Origin of the sequence: Proteiniborus ethanoligenes, assembly GCF_900107485.1 — a bacterium.
Classification (GTDB): domain Bacteria; phylum Bacillota; class Clostridia; order Tissierellales; family Proteiniboraceae; genus Proteiniborus; species Proteiniborus ethanoligenes.
On record NZ_FNQE01000017.1, the window covers coordinates 56,820 to 75,024 of the forward strand.

The 18,205-nt window shown below is 31.6% G+C and carries 17 protein-coding genes and 2 tRNA genes; 1 reads left to right on the plus strand and 18 read right to left on the minus strand.

The genetic code is table 11. From position 1 onward, the window contains the following. Positions 1-92: 92 nt before the first annotated feature. Positions 93-1,043, plus strand: coding sequence for a hypothetical protein (locus BLV37_RS08405; RefSeq protein WP_091729964.1), 951 nt, complete (start codon positions 93-95; stop codon positions 1,041-1,043). Positions 1,044-1,095: 52 nt separating this feature from the next. Here the strand turns inward: BLV37_RS08405 and BLV37_RS08410 are convergent, their stop codons facing one another. The 18 genes from BLV37_RS08410 to BLV37_RS08495 form a co-directional block, all read right to left on the minus strand. Continuing rightward, the gene (locus tag BLV37_RS08410; RefSeq protein ID WP_091729967.1) at positions 1,096-2,139 is read right to left on the minus strand and encodes an HD-GYP domain-containing protein; all 1,044 of its coding nucleotides are present in this window, start codon (positions 2,137-2,139) and stop codon (positions 1,096-1,098) included. Between the two features lie 78 nt (positions 2,140-2,217). After that, positions 2,218-2,670, minus strand: a complete 453-nt coding sequence (locus tag BLV37_RS08415) for a nucleoside recognition domain-containing protein (protein WP_091729969.1) — start codon at positions 2,668-2,670, stop codon at positions 2,218-2,220. A gap of 13 nt (positions 2,671-2,683) precedes the next feature. After that, the gene (locus BLV37_RS08420; RefSeq protein WP_244270502.1) at positions 2,684-3,163 is read right to left on the minus strand and encodes a nucleoside recognition domain-containing protein; all 480 of its coding nucleotides are present in this window, start codon (positions 3,161-3,163) and stop codon (positions 2,684-2,686) included. Between the two features lie 97 nt (positions 3,164-3,260). Further along, positions 3,261-4,241, minus strand: coding sequence for an acyl-CoA dehydratase activase (locus BLV37_RS08425; protein WP_091729972.1), 981 nt, complete (start codon positions 4,239-4,241; stop codon positions 3,261-3,263). After that, complete coding sequence (locus tag BLV37_RS08430) at positions 4,216-5,325, minus strand: acyl-CoA dehydratase activase-related protein (RefSeq protein ID WP_091729973.1); 1,110 nt, start codon at positions 5,323-5,325, stop codon at positions 4,216-4,218. The genes BLV37_RS08425 and BLV37_RS08430 overlap by 26 nt, the downstream gene beginning before the upstream one ends. After that, a complete protein-coding gene (locus BLV37_RS08435; RefSeq protein WP_091729975.1) occupies positions 5,297-6,295 on the minus strand; it encodes an acyl-CoA dehydratase activase-related protein in 999 nt (332 codons plus the stop codon). Before BLV37_RS08435 ends, BLV37_RS08430 begins: the two co-directional genes overlap by 29 nt. Before the next feature lie 104 nt (positions 6,296-6,399). Beyond that, entirely contained in the window at positions 6,400-7,806 is a 1,407-nt protein-coding gene (locus tag BLV37_RS08440; protein ID WP_091729977.1) for an S-layer homology domain-containing protein, read from the minus strand. Positions 7,807-7,851: 45 nt separating this feature from the next. Continuing rightward, complete coding sequence (locus BLV37_RS08445; RefSeq protein WP_091729979.1) at positions 7,852-10,020, minus strand: Eco57I restriction-modification methylase domain-containing protein; 2,169 nt, start codon at positions 10,018-10,020, stop codon at positions 7,852-7,854. A gap of 16 nt (positions 10,021-10,036) precedes the next feature. Further along, a complete protein-coding gene (locus BLV37_RS08450; protein ID WP_091729982.1) occupies positions 10,037-11,047 on the minus strand; it encodes a ribonuclease H-like domain-containing protein in 1,011 nt (336 codons plus the stop codon). Positions 11,048-11,236: 189 nt separating this feature from the next. Next, positions 11,237-12,904 (minus strand): sensor histidine kinase, encoded by a 1,668-nt coding sequence (locus tag BLV37_RS08455; RefSeq protein WP_091729985.1) that lies wholly within the window; start codon positions 12,902-12,904, stop codon positions 11,237-11,239. Between the two features lies 1 nt (position 12,905). Next, positions 12,906-13,574 carry a response regulator transcription factor gene (locus tag BLV37_RS08460; protein ID WP_342026602.1) on the minus strand — a complete coding sequence of 223 codons (669 nt, stop codon included), beginning with the start codon at positions 13,572-13,574 and terminating at the stop codon, positions 12,906-12,908. Between the two features lie 2 nt (positions 13,575-13,576). Beyond that, positions 13,577-14,230: a phosphate signaling complex protein PhoU gene (gene phoU, locus BLV37_RS08465; protein WP_091730004.1), complete on the minus strand. Its 654-nt coding sequence runs from the start codon at positions 14,228-14,230 to the stop codon at positions 13,577-13,579. A 5-nt stretch (positions 14,231-14,235) separates the two neighbouring features. Continuing rightward, a complete protein-coding gene (pstB, locus tag BLV37_RS08470) occupies positions 14,236-14,988 on the minus strand; it encodes a phosphate ABC transporter ATP-binding protein PstB (protein WP_091729988.1) in 753 nt (250 codons plus the stop codon). 6 nt (positions 14,989-14,994) lie between these two features. Continuing rightward, positions 14,995-15,861: a phosphate ABC transporter permease PstA gene (gene pstA / locus BLV37_RS08475; protein ID WP_091729990.1), complete on the minus strand. Its 867-nt coding sequence runs from the start codon at positions 15,859-15,861 to the stop codon at positions 14,995-14,997. Beyond that, positions 15,861-16,715, minus strand: a complete 855-nt coding sequence (gene pstC, locus BLV37_RS08480) for a phosphate ABC transporter permease subunit PstC (RefSeq protein ID WP_091729992.1) — start codon at positions 16,713-16,715, stop codon at positions 15,861-15,863. The genes pstA and pstC overlap by 1 nt, the downstream gene beginning before the upstream one ends. Before the next feature lie 55 nt (positions 16,716-16,770). After that, entirely contained in the window at positions 16,771-17,649 is an 879-nt protein-coding gene (locus BLV37_RS08485) for a substrate-binding domain-containing protein (protein WP_091729994.1), read from the minus strand. A gap of 277 nt (positions 17,650-17,926) precedes the next feature. Further along, a tRNA-Phe gene (locus BLV37_RS08490) sits at positions 17,927-18,002 on the minus strand. A 126-nt stretch (positions 18,003-18,128) separates the two neighbouring features. Next, a tRNA-Ile gene (locus BLV37_RS08495) sits at positions 18,129-18,205 on the minus strand.

The following is an 18,205-nucleotide window of genomic DNA, read 5'->3' on the forward strand; positions in this document are numbered from 1 at the left end:
TACATTATAAGTCATGCATGTAACACAATTTTTGACAAGGAATATATTGGAATTAAGAAATACATTCATCTTTTAAAAAAGGAGGATTAGTTATGTCTTGTGGCAATAAATCTGGACCGATAAACCTTAGCTTACCTGATAGATGTTGTAATGCTACTACTGGATGTGGTCCCTTTGATGGTAATCTTAAAAAAATTGTAACCGAACCTATATACGTCCAAAAGGTATATGATGCTAAGCTATTTAATCTTCAAGCAATAAGAACTGTTGCTAATCAAACATTTTCTCCAGCCCTAGGCAGGGGAGCAAGAATTATAAGAGTACTAGATATTAGATGTAGAAAATTTTTCAATCCTGGCAATATCAATGACCCTGAAAATCTAGTAGCAAACCCTGATACTACCCTTTCAGGTGCAGAGTTTGTTGAGACAGCAAATGGAATTCCTGTGACTGCAATAGGACCTGATGGTTTTGCTAGTGAAAGATTAGTTTACACTGATACACATGATTGTGATGAGCTTGGTAAAGGAACACCTATATTTGGAACACAAAACATCAGAATAACAGGTAATGTAATAATAGAAATCGATGTTTTATTTACTGATGACTGTGATAAGGAATGTGTAGCTACATTAACTGCAAATGTGCCAGTAGGTACAGCAGAAAATCCACTTTTATTGACAAATTTCTTTGAGCTATGTTTACCATCAGTATTTGAAGGGGCTTTTCTTCCAAGGTTTACAGAGTTTTGCAACATTGCTTGTGAAGTAAGGCTTGCAACAAACAGCATAGCAAGAGATATTGTAGTTAATCCAACTACTGGTGTTGTTAGAATTAGCTTGCTAATAGCATTATGTGTAACATGCGAAAAGAAAATAATAGTACCTGTTCAGCTATGTGTTTTATCAACAGGTTTTCCTGTATTATCTGCTGAAGAATCACCAATCTGCTCTACTTTCCCAAGTCTCTTCCCTAGACAAATTGATGGCAAAAAGCCTCGTCACTGTACAGCAGAAAGTGCTGAAGTAGAAAGCTTAGAATAAGAACAACAAACTAAATTAAAGCTCAAATCCTTAAGGATTTGAGCTTTAAAGGTTAATTAATCACATCTAATATATACTTGTCTTTTTCATTTAATAAATCTATAAATTTATCTTCTACTTTTACTATTGGTCTTGTAGGCACTTGCTTGTGAACATAAATAATTTCTCCAATTTCTCCAGTGTTAAGCTTTATAATATTTCCTACATAAAACTTAGATATATTGTTAGTAAATATTGTAGCAATCCTAGGATCTAGTACACCAAAGCTACTGCTTATTATATGTTCTGCTACTAAGAATGGAGACTGCTTGTCCTTATATATTCTTTTAGTAGTCATAGCATCAAAAATATCACATACAGCAACTATTTTTGCATATTCATGGATTTTCTCTGACTTTACTCCAAGGGGGTAGCCACTTCCGTCCTCCCTTTCATGGTGCTGTAATGCAGCGTAGGCAATGTTTTTACTAATTCCTATGGTTTCATCTAATATGCTATATCCAAAAATTGTATGTTTTTTTACTAATTCAAATTCGCTTTCAGTCAATTTACAAGGCTTGTACATTATATCATTAGAGATTTTTACTTTCCCTATATCATGAAACAAACCTGCAAGAGAGATTTGCTTTAGCTCTATACTAGAATAGCCTAACCATTTGCCAATCATTACGGCTAACATACTAACATCAAGAGAATGCTGAAATGTGTAATCATTATCTTCTTCTATAAGCCTCAGCCTGCCTAGTATATTATTACTCTTTACAATCTCATCTATCATTTCATTTGCTATTTCACCTATTTCATTTACAACAATCTTTTTCCCAAATCTAGCATTACTTAATATATTTTTAGTTTTATCAGCAAAAGCATTGTAAGTATCTATAAATTTATCATCATCAATAATTAAGTAATTATCTTTTATACTTTGGCTTTCATATATGTCTACATACTCTACTCCTAAGTTTTTCAATGTTGTTAGGTTGTTACGATTTAATACTGTACCACTAGCTAATAATATTGCACCTGTTTTGGTATTCTCTACATCCTTGTTAAGTACCATGCCTGGTGTTACTTCCTTAACTTTTAAGAGCGACATATATATCTCCCCTTTTCTGACTAAAATCTACTGTAATAGTTCTATATATATCAAAAAAAACCTTCTTTTTGCAAAAAATTAGGACTTAAATAATGCTTTATTAATATATCTTGCAGTAAAAGAAGTTAATATTATTGCTGTTATTATTCTAATACCTAATAATAGCCATCCATTTGCGCCCATTGCAACAAAAAGGAGTGTGTCTTCAAAAACAGAATGACAAGCTATTAAGAAAATTACTATAAGATATAAATCTTTTTTGTTTAGGTTGCCTTCTTTAGCACTATTAATTATTACCCCTGCTCCATATGAAAGACCAAGAATCAAGCCTATCATAATTGGAAAGGTTGATTCCTCTGAAACTCCTAAAAGTCTTGCAACAGGCTTCATCCTGTTTGATAACTTCCTTAATATATTCAGGTCCTTTAATATCTGAATTATAATCATTAATGGTATAACTATCTTTCCTATGTTAATAACAGAGCTAAGACTTCCAAAGGTTCCTTCTTTGAGTATATCTACTAAGTTCATTTTTAAGCCTCCATTATAAGAGAATATTTAGCACAAGCCCAGAAATTATAGCGAGTGATAGCCTAATTATCAAAACCAATACTACACTTATACCTGTCTTTTTAGCTACAGCAGTTTCCATAAACAGGCTATGTGAAAAAGAAAGCATAACTGCTATAATTGTAATTTCTTTTGATGTCAGAGTAAGGCCTGCTATTGCACCTATAGCAGCGTATAAATTGACCGTATTCCCTAAAACTAACACTATTGCAGCCTCGCCTGGTAAACCTAATATATCCATAAAAGGTTTAAATAAATTTGATAGATACTCTAATAGCTGTGTATGCTTTAAAATTGTAACAGCAAAAAACACAGGAACAATTATTTTAGTTAGCTCCCAGGTAGTTGATAATCCACTAAAAAAACCTTTTTTAAGAGTAGATTTATAGTCCCATTTCTGTTTTTTCATATCTTTTTCGCTTAAAATATTATTATTACATATATTGTTGCTCATTTAGTCATCCCTTCTTCTGCAGTTAATAATAATATTATAGCACATCCATATTTTTTTCGTCATCATACAAAAAAAACAGATACCTTTGGTATCCGTTTCAAGCTAGGTTTTTATTTGATGATGCCAGTTGTCCAGTCCATTTTCCACATTTATCTCCATATCTAGCTATAATATATTCATTAGCAATTATTTCTATTACTTCGCACATATTTGAGCAATCATTGCATTCAAAGCCTTTAACCCTGTATGGAGTTTCAGAAATACTCAAGCCTCTGAAACTAGTTTTACCCTTCACCTTTACTTCTTCCTTTGAAAGAAGAGCAACTCCAATAGCTCCCATAACATCAAAGTTCTCTGGTACTATAATTTCAGTATTAAGAGCATCTTCAAAAGCTTTTTTTATTCCTGCATTTGCTGCTACCCCACCTTGAAATACTACTGTATCTAAGATCTCCTTTCCCTTGCCAACATTGTTTAAATAATTTCTAACCAAGGCTTCACATAAGCCCCTTGCTATATCTTCTTGATTATGTCCTAGCTGTTGTTTATGAATCATATCAGATTCAGCAAAAACTGCACATCTCCCAGCAATCCTAACAGGATTTTTAGATTTTAGTGCAAGCTTACCAAACTCTTCTATATGTATACCAAGCCTAGAAGCCTGTCTGTCTAAGAACGAGCCTGTACCTGCTGCACAAACGGTATTCATTGCAAAATCGTTTACAACTCCATCTCTTAATAAAATTATCTTAGAATCTTGTCCTCCTATTTCTAATATAGCTCTAACACTAGGAACATATTTTATTGAGGCAACAGCATGAGATGTTATTTCGTTTTTTACTACATCTGCACCTAATATCATATTAGCTAAATATCTGCCACTACCTGTGGCTCCTACACCCTTTATTGTTAAATCTTCCATTTCATTTTTTATCTCTTTGAGTCCCTTTTGCAAAATCTCTATAGGTTTACCTTGTGTTCTTACATATTTTTTAAGCAAAATGTTTCCATCATCATCAATCAATACAATATTTGTGCTTACAGAGCCTACGTCAACCCCTAAATAACATTCCTTCAATATCCTTTTCCTCCCTTCTTTTCTTCAATAGATCTACAAAGGCTTCCAGTCTAGTTAGATAGCCTGCCTCTCCTGTCATTTCATCTACTACTAATGTAAGTATAGGGATGTTGTAATCCTTTTGGATAGTAGGAAGAATACTTTCTGCAACAATTTCAGGCATGCAGGTTAAAGGAAATATTTGTATTAATCCGTCAAAGTCTCTTTGTGCATATTGGATCGCACTGCCTATAGTCTCTCTTCCATGTCCCCCTACCAATGTGTTTAAATATGGCTTAGCAGCTCTCCATTTGCTTTTTTCCTCAGCTGACCCAAATGGAAAAGCAAAAATGTGATGTTTTGCCCAGTTGCTTGGAGTCAAAGATTTTTCTACCTCCACTCCTAAATGCCCAAGCTTTCTTTCAATGTATAAATTTACAAAGGGTTCAATAATTGTATATATTTCTCCTATTATGCCAATCTTAATGGGCCTTTTTTCATTTTCTAATTCTATATCATTTAACCTTAGCTTAGTTGTATTAATGAGATCTAATATGTTTTTTACTCCATGTGCATTCTCTATATTACTATAAAAATTTTCCATTATTGTATCTACTTTAAACTTATTTACTGCTATTGGACGCTTTTTATTTGCTAAGTCTGTTAATTCATCTGCACGACTTAATATTTCATAGGCTCTTTTTCCGCTTCTAATTATTTTATAGAGATTTGATGTATTCATAGCTTCAAATATTCTTTTTATTAGAACCATTGGTTTCCCATCAGGAGGGTCAAATACTATAAGGTTCACATCATATCCTAAATCTTTTAAAATTTCTTTTTCCATGAGAGGATAGAAACCAAATCTACATGGTCCACAGCTACCTGTAATTATTATAGTATCTGCTCCCTTTTCTATACTTTCAATATAATTACCAATATTTATTTTTAGAGGCAAACATATTGTCTCTGGTGAATGCTTAGTTCCTAGCTCTAAAGTTTTTTTACTACATCTAGGTGCTAATATTACTTCATTTCCTAAATCCTCAAGTAATCCCTTTACAGCAATATATGTATTACCCATGTGTGGAAATGTAATTTTCATTTATCTTTCTCCTTTTAATCATGTCTACAAATGCTTCTATCCTAGTATTTATACCAGCTTCTCCTGTATGCTCATCAATTGTCAGCAAGGTAAAAGGAATACCAGATTTTCGTGCTTCTCTTTGGACTATATCAATTAATATTGAATCAATTCCACAGCCAAATGCAGAAATATAAATAATTCCATCTATATTTTTTTCATGAATTGAGTAAAATGACGAACCTATAATTCTTCTACCAAAACTCCAAAACATTCTTTTAGATATAGTGGATGAATAGTAATTAGACTTATCCTTGTCTATCATTTCTGGAGTAATAATATTAATTCCCTTACTCCATAGCTTTTTTATAAGGCTCATATTAGTATATTCATCATATAAATTATATGGATGTCCAACTAACATGAGCTTAAGCTCTTTGTTATTCGTAGTTGTTATAGCTTTAGTTGCACTATTGTAAATTTTAATAGCCTCAATTGGTATTACCCCTTTATTAATGAGTTTTTTGTAGTTTTGATAGTGGCTATAAGCTATATTATATGCCTTTTTTATTTTAATAAGATTTGGACTAATATATTTCCCAGCTTCTACAACTGTTGAAACCATTTTGAAGTTTGATTTTTTCAAATCTACCTTTACGTCTATACAAATAGGCAGGTCATAAATTGAGTGCTTAATCATTTCAGGTAATCCTAAATATTTTGGACACCCATATTCTCTTTTATGAATACTGATTAGTTTAGGTATAAATATGTAATCTACCTTGTCTTTTAATTCATTTACATGACCATGATATACCTTTACAGGAAGACAGGCTTCATCTACACAGCTTGACACGCCACTGTTTAAGATTGATTTGTTTGTTTTTGAAGAAACAACTACTTCAGCTCCAAGCTCATTAAAAAATTCTTTCCACAATGGATAATAATCATAGAAAAAAAGGCTTTGTGGAATCCCAACTTTATAAGACATGCTATCCCTCCAATCTCACTAATATATTATGGGCATAATGTCTTGTATTTATAACACAAAAGTAAAAAAACCCTTTAGTAAGGGTTTTTTATACAGAAACTTTTTTATAATGTGTTTTCTTTTAAGCTAAGTATTTCTTTTAAAGCTCCAATAAATTGTTCATCATAGTTTTTTTGATTTATGATATAACCATCTAATTTTTTTACTTGTTCCCAGCCTTCTCTAAGAATATTTTCTGCTATGTCATATTCATTATAACTAGCTAAAACATAGCCTTGATTCATTAGCTGAATAGTTCTTATATTAGGCCTTAAGCTATTCATATCTTTATATAATTCCATTGCATCCTTTCCTTGGCCTTCTGCTAAATAAACTTTAGACCTCATAAATACAGCATTGTTGTATACCTCTTCACTTGAAGATGTATTTTCCCAGAGCTCTAAGGCCTCTATGATTAATTCATTACTTTCTACTAGGCCTGAAAATTCTTTAAAAATAATACTTGCCTCACTATTGGTAACTTGAGCACCATTTATATAGGCTTGGAAAATTTCGTTTGCTAACTTTACTTTATCATTATAAGCCCTACTTCCATTTTTAATAAGATAATAATTAGTTCCAATAATATTGCTATAATTATTATTCTTGAGCTCTTCCATGGTCTTCATTGGATTAGTATCATATAAATGTCTTTCTTCAAAAGGGATTACTCCTGCTAGTGAAACATACTCCATAGTTTCTATAGCCCTTTTATAAAGCAAATCATCTTTACTAAGCTGAGTATTAAAATAATCTCCAAACAAAGGATAGTTAACTTTATCTGAGCTTTCGATCAATTTAATATCTTCAATATAAGATTTTTTCTGATATTCTACTTCAGAAAACAGTCTCTTGATAATGGTCACTGCTTCTCCTCTAGTAATATTGTTTTTAGGTCTAAAGGCTCCATCAGGATAACCAGAAATTATTCCATTATTTGTTATAGATTTTATTTCATTAAAGTATTTGTAATTATTATCAATATCATTAAAATTTAAGTCTTTTAAAGCAACGGGTGGTAATGTGAAAAAGTAAGTTAAAATTGTGGCTTCTTCTCTAGTAATCTTGTCATTTGGATAAAAAGATTTCCCCGAAAAAATGCTATTAAACTTTACATCATAGCTTTTATTGTCTATATATGACTTAACCATAGAAATATGGTCATAGCCCCAAAAGCTATAGTCTAAATCTGAATATTCAAGGTCTGTTCTTACATCATCAATAATTCCTTGCTTTTTTGCTGTTCTATAAAGTAAGGATATATACTCAGCTCTGCTAATATATCCGTCTGGATTGAAGGAGCCATCTTCATATCCATTCAACAGCTTTACAGTATTAGCACCCCACATTATAGAATCTTCTGCCCAATGCCCATAGATATCATAAAAATAAACTCTAGCCAGCCCTATGCTAGAAGAAAATATCAAAATAAGGCTAAACAATATTACAATAATTGTTTTCTTATGTTTCAAGTTAAATACCTCCTTAAAAATGTGTTTCTCTCGATTTCAGATATATTAATTCTGATCTTTGAAAGCCTTCTCTATAGTTCTAATCTCATAAAGGCTAAGCTCATAAAGGCTAAAAAAGTAACTGTCAATGTAGCTAATTTCCTTGTTTATTTCTTTATTTAATTTCTCAATATCTTCACCAGGCAATTCTTCTCCCCTAAAATCATCTAGCTGCTGGAGAATATTATAATAGTCCATAATTTTTTTTACCTTTTCTTCTATTACATCTCTATTTGAGCCTAGTTTTATCCTTAATGACATAAGCTTGTTAGGATAATATTCATACATATTTTCATTTAGCTTTTTTCCTACTGACTTAAAATAAAATTCAAAAATCAAAGAATTTAAAAAAGCAGCCAAGTATTCAATAGATATTTCATCATTATAATTATCTTTTACACTTAAAATGTAAACATCTGCACTACAACAAGCTTCTTCATATACTATTGTAAACTCATTTGACGATGCTTTAAATGGGAAAAAAATCCTAGGTTTATTAAATATACTTAAGTCTCTTCCCCATTGTAGCTGATACCACTCTCTAATACCTTTTACACACTCTCTTCTGCTTTCAAGCCTTTCTTTAAAAGGTTTTATATGAGATATAGCATTTCTGTAATTATCTGGTTCTTCAATTAAATCTGTATACAAAATATATCTTTTATTATTAATACCCCTGTATTTTCTTACCTCACTATTTTTTATCCATGGCTTTAATAATTTACTCTCAAGATTGTTTTTTTCTATAATGTCCATATCAACTATAAAAGCCTTATCATATCCTGTAATAATACCCTGATTACATTCACATATTAAATCTAATGAATATAAGCCTTGGCTATGAATTTTATAGAATAGTTCCCTCTCTTCTTTACTTACCAATAACCAGCCGCTCTCCTTTAGTTCATTTTGGCCTACATAATATTCATCAAAGTCATAGCTAAAATCTAAAACCATCTTTCTTGACAGGCTATCATTCTTAAACCTATTTATTATAATTCTGTTATTTATCCCATGATCTTTTGTACATTCTACAATTACAGGACTTATGCCTACTCCTTTGAAAATATTCTGCCCATAAAAATCTATTATCCTATTAATATAATAATATTTTTTAATAAAGCTTCTTAACCCTACTGCTGAAGGAGCTTCAATAAAATATCTAGATGTAATAAAGAGCAATTTCCCTTGTTTCTCAAGAAGTTCATATGCTTTTTTGAAAAAGCAGTAGGAAACATCGGCCTTATCTGAATAGACATCATAGTAATAGTCTTTAAGTTTTTTTCTATAATCCTTATCTACACTTTTATGACCTATATAAGGGGGATTTCCAATTACCAAATCAAATTTCCCTATAGATTCATCACTCGAAGCTTTTTCTTGAATAATATCTACTAAATCTTTGTTTTGCTCTAATAATATATCTCTTTTAAAAACATTTGGTTGGATATTGTCTTTTAAGTCTCCTTTAAGTGTTAGTGAAATCTTTGTCATATAAACTGCAAAATCATCAATATCGTATCCGTGAAGGTTGTTCCTAATTATAAAAGAGTGAATATTGTTGCCTATTTCATCTTTTATTTCTGGATGACCCGCTATTATAGACGAGTAATTCTTTTCAAATATACTCTTTAGTCTTTCATAGGCCCCTATCAAAAAATATCCTCCCCCACAAGCTGGATCTACTATTCTAAGATAAGGGTTATTTAGTATTGTATCATCTGTTATTCCTAAAGAAACCATATGTTTAACTATGTAACCTGGTGTATACACTTGTCCTAGGGATTTTTTCTGTTTATTAGTTATGAATGCTTCATAGATTTGTCCTAATGAAAAGTCTTTAATTTCATCATCACTTATATCAATTAACTTAGATATGATTTTAGATTTAAAATCCCTAGTTAGTACTTCATTATTTGCAAATAGTTTTTCTTCATGGCAGTAAGTATAATAAAATAGTCTATCATAAGTTTTTTCAATAAGTTTCAAATCAACTTCATGTATTATTGAAGGGGTATTATCCCTTAAATGTTTGATACATAATATAGACTTGCCTATAAAAAACAAAATGCTTCTTACATTATTTATATATCCATCTATTAGTTCTATATATGTCTTTTCTAGTTCTTCATGAACTATTTTTTTTAAACCCAATATATAATCCTTGCTGCTCATTTAATATCTCCCTTCTCTATCGTTGAGTGAACAAGCTGTCCCAAAAGCATTTTATAAATGATTCTATATTATCCCTTATGAAATGTCCATTGTGTTCAAATATTATAATATTGTCTGGTAGCTTATAATCTAGCTTATTGAATTCCTGCATAGGCAAATTAAATATACTGTAATCAGTAAAAACGCATTTACTACCATCTGAAAGCTTACCATTCTTAATCTGTAGGCTTATTTCATATGCTCCTATTCTTGGATACCATTTAAACACATGAGAATCTCCATAATGCACTTCATCTAATGTAGCAAAAGAAGTAGTAAGGCCTTTCATTATCATCATACTTCCCTCATATTTAATATTGTCTATTTCAACAGTTATTTGCATATCCTTATTTCTGTATTTAGTATTTATATTGATTTTACTTTTTATATCTATAATATCAAGAATTTTTAAAATTTTAGGTAGGTTATATATATCTTCGTAATTGTGTCTTAAAATAATGTCCTTTTTCCTAACATCTTTTGTTTTTATATACTCATAGTACATTTCAACGCTTTCTTTGCCGCTTATAGTATCTTCTCTTTCAATTCCTAGAAATCTTTCTATGCTTTTTAAATTATATTTTTGTAAACCAAGCAGGTCTTTTTTTCTTCTAACAATCTTTAGTATATCAATACCTTTATCATTTTTAATATTGTATTTAATGCCATGATGATTGAGCCTAGAATTAATAAAGGGTATATCAAAGGAATCTCCATTAAATGTTATGATTATGTCAAAATCAGATATAAAGCTTTTAAAACTATCTAATAAGTTTTTTTCCTCATTATCTCCTTCTGCAAAAAATTGAACTATTTCTAAGTTTTCTCCATTTATATATAGAGCTCCTATTAATATAATATAGTTGCTTATTCTACTAAAGCCTGTAGTCTCTATATCTAAAAAACAGAATTTTTTATCTAGTATTTTATCCTTTAAACTAGCTGGAATATTTATTTGCTCATTTAATGTATTTCTTATTATTTCCACTTAAATCTTCCCTTTCTTATGAATCATGCAGTTGTGACAATTCTTAACTGTATTATTAAATTATATCAAACAACTCTTGTTGTTGCTATTAAAGAATAGCTATGCGTTTTAGAGCAAATTAAAATACTGCCTTGTCATTTTAAAACTTAAGCAGTATTTTATAATCAAAGTATAAGGTTTTCTTATTTACTACTTCATAAAAGTAATCGTAATTTTAGTACCAAGGTTAACAGCACTATCTAATACTAGCTTTGCATTATGCTGCTGCACAATATGCTTAACAATTGAAAGCCCAAGTCCTGTTCCTCCCGTAGCCTTTAAACGACTTTTATCAACACAATAAAACCGTTCAAAAATTCGACTCTGATGCTCTTTAGGAATTCCAATGCCAGTATCTTCAACTGACAATATAATGTTCTCCTTCTCGGCTTTTACTGTTATCGTCACTTTTCCAGAAGGTTTATTATAACGAATAGCATTATCGCAAAGATTATAAATAAGCTCTTCCATCATGCTACGATTAGCAATCACTTTATGAGACTCTCCTACAACTTCTAAGGAAACCTCTTTATTTTGAGCGGAAACAGAAAGTGAACTAACGCATTCCTTAGCTATCTCATATAAATCTACTCCTTCCAAGTTCATATCTTTTCTAGGATCATCTAATTCAGACAGCTTAATGATATCGTTTATGAGCAAAATAAGTCGATTGGCATCATGGTGTATTCTATCTGCAAAGTTTTTAATATCCTCTTGTTTTGCTACACCATTTTTAATCAGCCATGCATATCCTAAAATAGAAGTTAATGGAGTTTTCAATTCATGAGAAACATTAGCAGTAAATTCTCGTCTGATTTTTTCGCTTTCTTTTTTTTCAGTAACATCTAATAGTAGGCACATAAGACCTACCATATTTTCTTTATAATAAACAGGGTTAGCAAAAGCCTCAAGATGCTTGTCTTCTACGAAAATATAGGCAGAGCTACTCTCTCCATCTGCAGCAGAATTTATAATATTATTTAGCTGCTCGTTACGTGATAGATACAAAATATTTTTGCCTATATAATCTTTCTCCTTTTCAGATAATAAATAGATTGCACTGTTATTAATAGTTAATATGTTTTTATCATTGTTCAATAATATGAGACCTTCAGACATATTATCTGTTATCATCTGAATTTTATTTTTTTCTTGCTCTAAATACTCCATCTGCTTAAGAATATGATTGTTTTGCATTTTTATGGTTCTAGCAAAGGGTATCAGTTCGTCATAAGCAATGTTTTCTTCTAATGCCTCTATATTTTCAGCCATTTTTTCGATTGGAGTAATAATCCTTCTAGTCAAAACTTGAGAGAGTATAAGGCATAATAGGAATATTATAGTTGCAAGTCCAACTACTAAAGGAAGGATGCCTAAAAAAAGTGTCATTATGCTGTGTGTTTGTTTTGAAACACGTAATATATTGCCATCCTTTAATAATAAAGCATAGTAAAAAGTGTCATTCTCTAAAGTACTTGAATATCTAACAGAGTTGCCTTCTCCACGATTCACAGCATCTATTATTTCCGGGCGGTTACCATGATTATCCATTTGAGATACATCAGCATAACTCTCAAAAACAACTTCACCATTTTGTTTTACAATAGTGATACGTAAATCTCCCATAACCTTTTCTTTAAACATAATGCTATTGCTTGAGAGTGTATAGTTTTGTGCCAATAATTGTCCATAGTTTTTTAAATCTCTTTTCACTTGTTGCTGGAAAAGGCCATAGAAAATAAAGGTAATAAAAATTGTAGTAAGTATGATGGATACTCCACCAATAAGGTATAAATGAAAATTAATCTTTTTTTTCATACTAGTCTCCTATTTTATAACCGACATTTCGTATAGTTTTAATTACTTTCCCGCTTTCCCCCAGCTTTTGTCGAAGTGTTTTTATATGCATGTCTACAGTTCTGCTTTCTCCTTCAAATTCAAAGCCCCATACCTGTTCCATTATTCTTTCTCTTGATAGTACAATCCCTTGATTGTAGAGTAAATATTTTAGTAGCTCAAATTCCTTGTATGTTAGCTGACAGTCCTCACCATTTATTGTTACTATATGCCTTTCATCATCTAGCATAATGTTACCATAGCTTAATATTTTTTTATTGTCTTCTTGATTTGTTCGCCTAAGCAGTGCTTTGACACGAGATATCAACTCCATGACACCAAAAGGTTTAGAAATATAATCATCTGCACCTGCATCCAGTCCTTTAACCTTGTCAAGCTCAGTAGTTTTAGCAGTTACCATAATAATGGGAATGTGTTTTGTTTTTTTCTGGCCACGCAAATTTTTAAGTATGCTAAGTCCATCTTCATTAGGCAACATAATATCCAATAAAACAAGATTAGGTAATTGTTCTTTACAAGCAGCATAAAAATCTACACTGTTTTCAAAAGATTTTACTAAATACCCACTACTTTGCAGTGCATAGCTTTCTAATTCTCTTATGTTTTCATCGTCTTCAACAATATATATCATAATTATTTCCTTTCATTTTTATGTTTCCCTGTAATGGAAAAAGCAACCCATTCAGCAATATTTACTGCATGATCTCCTATACGTTCAAAGTATTTTGCTATCATTAAAAAATCTATTGCCTGTTCTCCATTGTTAACATCCTCACGTATTAAATCTATTAGCTCATTTTTCACTGTATTGAATAAATCGTCTACAACATCATCATAATCCTCAACAGCATAGGCTAATACTAAATCACGAGCTACAAAGGCATCAATACTATCCTTCACCATTTTAATAGTTGCCTTTGCCATCTGATGAACATGCTCTAGCTTTTTAATATATTCCTTATCTATAAATCTTAAAGTAATTTCTGAAATATCTGCCGCATGATCTCCTATACGCTCCATATCAGTAATCATTTTTAGCGCTGTAGAAATCAATCTTAAATCCGTAGCTACTGGCTGCTGTTGTAATAAAAGCTTTAGGCATTGGCGTTCAATATCTTTTTCTTTTTCATCTATTATTTCATCAAATATAATAGCCTCTTTAGCAAGGTTTTCATCTTTTTTTATTAATGCTTCTACAGCTTTTTCAATGGCATTTTCAATTAGTAAACCCATTTCTATTAGCTCAGTATTTAAAAGTTCTAATTCTTTATCAAATCTATTACGCATAGTCATTAACCAAACCTTCCTGTAATATAGTCTTCAGTGCGTTTATCTTTAGGCATAGAAAATATATCCTCAGTTGCACCGTATTCAATAACCTCTCCTAGCAATATAAAAACAGTTTTATCAGACACTCTAACTGCCTGCTGCATATTATGCGTAACTATAATAATAGTATAATTCTTTTTAAGTTCTAGTACAAGGTCTTCGATTTTTGAAGTTGAGATAGGATCTAAGGCAGAAGTTGGCTCATCCATAAGTAATACCTCTGGTTGAATTGCTAAGGCTCTTGCAATACAAAGTCTTTGTTGCTGTCCACCAGATAAGCCTAATGCATCTTTTTTTAATCTATCCTTAACTTCATCCCATATGGCAGCATTTCTCAATGCAGTTTCTACAATTTCATCTAATTCCATTTTTGAACGTATTCCATGAATTCTTGGCCCATAAGCAATGTTATCGTATACACTCATCGGAAACAAATTAGGCTTTTGAAACACCATGCCCACACGTTTTCTAAGCTGATTAATATCTATATCACCATAAATGTTTTCTCCATCAAGCAAGATTTCTCCAGTAATTCTACACCCTTCTACTAAATCATTCATCCGGTTAAGGGTTTTAAGAAGGGTTGATTTTCCACAGCCTGACGGGCCTATTAGAGCTGTAATCTTATTACTTTGTAATGTAAGATTAATATCCTTTAGTCCTAAAATATCCCCATAATATAATTCTAAGTTTCTAATATTAAATTTATCGTCCATAAATATTTATCCTTTCACTATTTTTTTTGCTACATATGCCGAAAACCAGTTGATTAATAAAACAATAATAATCAAAACTACAGCAGTAGCATAGGCCTCATTAGTATGCAGTCCTTCACTAGACAAGGCATACATATGAATGGCAAGAGTACGTCCAGATGAGAGTAGGCTAGATGGAACTTCTGCTACTGTTCCAGCTGTGTATATAAGTGCTGCTGTTTCACCAACAATTCTACCAATAGCAAGAATAATACCTGCTAATATACCAGGAAGAGCTGAAGGTAGCACAATTTTAAATATAGTTCTCAATTTTCCTGCTCCTAAACCAAAGCTTCCCTCTCTATATGAACTAGGTACTGACTTTAAAGCTTCTTCTGTAGTTCGCATAATAAGAGGTAATATCATAATGGCAAGAGTAAATGCCCCAGCTAACAGTGAAAACCCCCAGCCAAGAGTAGTTACGAAAAAAAGTAATCCGAATAACCCATATACAATAGAGGGGATACCCGAAAGAGTCTCTGAGGTTAGTCTTATAATTCCAACTATTTTATTATCTCGCTTAGCATATTCAACTAAATAAATAGCGGAAAATATTCCTAATGGTGCAGATATAAGAAGAGATAACAAAACCATAATAAGTGTATTAAATAAAGCTGGCATGAGTGATACGTTTTCTGAGTTGTATTTCCATGCAAAAAGGTCAAGAGAAAGATTGGGAATACCTTTAAATAATATATAGCCAACTAAAAACAGAAGAGCAGAAAATGTAAAAACAGCTGCAAACAATACTGATAAGAATAAAAATAAAGACAAAGGATTTTTCTTATAAGTTTTCAATTGGCTAATTAATGATTGCTTGTTTATATACTCCATTATTTCTCCCTCCTTGTCAAAGCTGAAAATGTAAAGTTGATTATAAGAATGAAAACAAATAGAACTACTGCTGTGGCAATTAATGCTTCTCTATGCAATTCTGCTGCATAGCCCATTTCGATAACTATATTGGCTGTTAATGTTCTAATACCCTTTAATATGCCTGCAGGCATTCTAGCTTGATTTCCTGCTACCATAATTACTGCCATAGTTTCACCAATTGCTCTTCCTATACCAAGTATAATTCCCGCCACTATTCCTGACTTTGCAGCAGGAATTATCACAAAAAATATACTTTTTTCACGACTTGAGCCTAAGGCTAAAGCTCCTTCATAATAGCTATTAGGCACAGCTTTAATAGCTGATATGCTTACCTCTATAATAGTAGGTAATATCATAATTCCAAGTAAAATAGATGCTGTTAATATACTGCTTCCATTTCCTCCAAATACATTTCTAACAAAGGGAACAATGACTACAAGCCCAAAAAATCCATATACAACAGATGGTATTCCTGCTAATAGCTCTACTGCAGGCTTCAATATCTTATAAATATTTTTAGGACAAATTTTAGCCATAAAAACAGCAGTTAAGATGCCTATTGGAGCACCTATAATAAGTGCCCCCATAGTAACATAAATACTTCCTAGTATCATTGGAAATATTCCATAAGAAGCTGGTTCATTTCCAGGAGTCCAGTTTTTACCTAGCAAAAAGTCAAACATGCCTATTTTCCCAATGGCTGGAATGCCATTAACGAATAAAAATATACAAATTAGTGCTACCCCAAGAACAGAAGTTAATGCTGCTATAAAAAATATACCTTGCATAATATTTTCTTTATATTTACTCATAATTTTCTCCTTAACAATGATAAAGCAGTAATTTTATCTATATATATTCTCTATATTATTTATCTCCATTTAATACTGTATCCCAAGTAGTATATTCGCCAGTGAAAATTTTCTTTACATCTTCACTTGTAAGATTTTTTAGTGGGTTTTCATTGTTTACAATTACTGCAATCCCGTCCAAAGCTATTTCCATAGAATTTAGCAATTCTTTTTCACTGTCTTTTAAATCACGTGAAGCCATTCCTATATCACAAGTTCCATCTATTGCAGCTTGCATACCTGTAGATGAATCACTTTGTTGGATTTCAATAGTTGCATTAGGATTAATAGCTATATAAGCTTCCTTAAGCTTCTCCATAATAGGAGTAACAGAGGAAGAACCAGCTACTACAATCTTACCACTTGGCTTTGTACCATTATATACAGGAGCATTATCATTAATTTGGATATAGCTTTTTGCCACAACTGCTTGTCCTTCTAAGCTTAATATAAAATCAATAAAATCCTTTTTAAGTCCCGTTGCTTCACCTTTTATTGCAATATTGAAGGGACGAGCAATTTTATAGCTTCCATTTTTTATATTTTCAACATTTGCAGCAGAATCATCAATCATTAATGCTTTCACATTGTCATTTAATGACCCTAGAGAAACATAGCCAATTGCATAAGTATCCCCTGAAACATTAGTTAACATCACATCTGTTTTGTTTGCAATAATAGCTTCTTTAGTTGTATTATCTACCTTTTTTCCACTACTATCTTTCTCTTCAATATGGAGTAGTTCAATAAATGCACCTCGTGTACCCGAACCATCTTCTCTAGATATAACAGAAATTTCTTTTTTTGCATTAAAACCCGTTTCAGAATTTGAACATCCTACAAAAGCTACTGACACTACCATTATAAGTAGCATTAATAATATTAACTTTTTCATATCTCATACACTCCTTTTTATTTATTATTACAACCTTATTTTAATTCAAGAAAGTAAAATAAAAAGGCATGATTGTGTAAAATCTAAGTAAAACTTTAATGGGATAAATTGTTATTTGTAATTCTAAATATATCAATTTATATATGATATTATTTGAATTTTTCATTATTTGTGATATCCAGCAAAATTTCCATAAAAAAATAGACCCTAATTTCTTTGGTCTATTGAATGGATTGAAAAAAACCTCCATCATTCCACAACGACAGAGGTTTATACATGGTGCCCAGAGGCGGAATCGAACCACCGACACGGGGATTTTCAGTCCCCTGCTCTACCTACTGAGCTATCTGGGCATTTTTCGCAGTTTCGCATCACAAATTTGTTCACTCCTTATAGTCGTGCAAATTTGGTGCTCATTGCGTTTGACCTATCAGCAATTCTTCTACGCTAACGCTTGAAAAATTGGGTTAAGTCATAAATGGTGGGCCTTCAGGGACTCGAACCCCGGACCTGCCGGTTATGAGCCGGACGCTCTAACCAACTGAGCTAAAGGCCC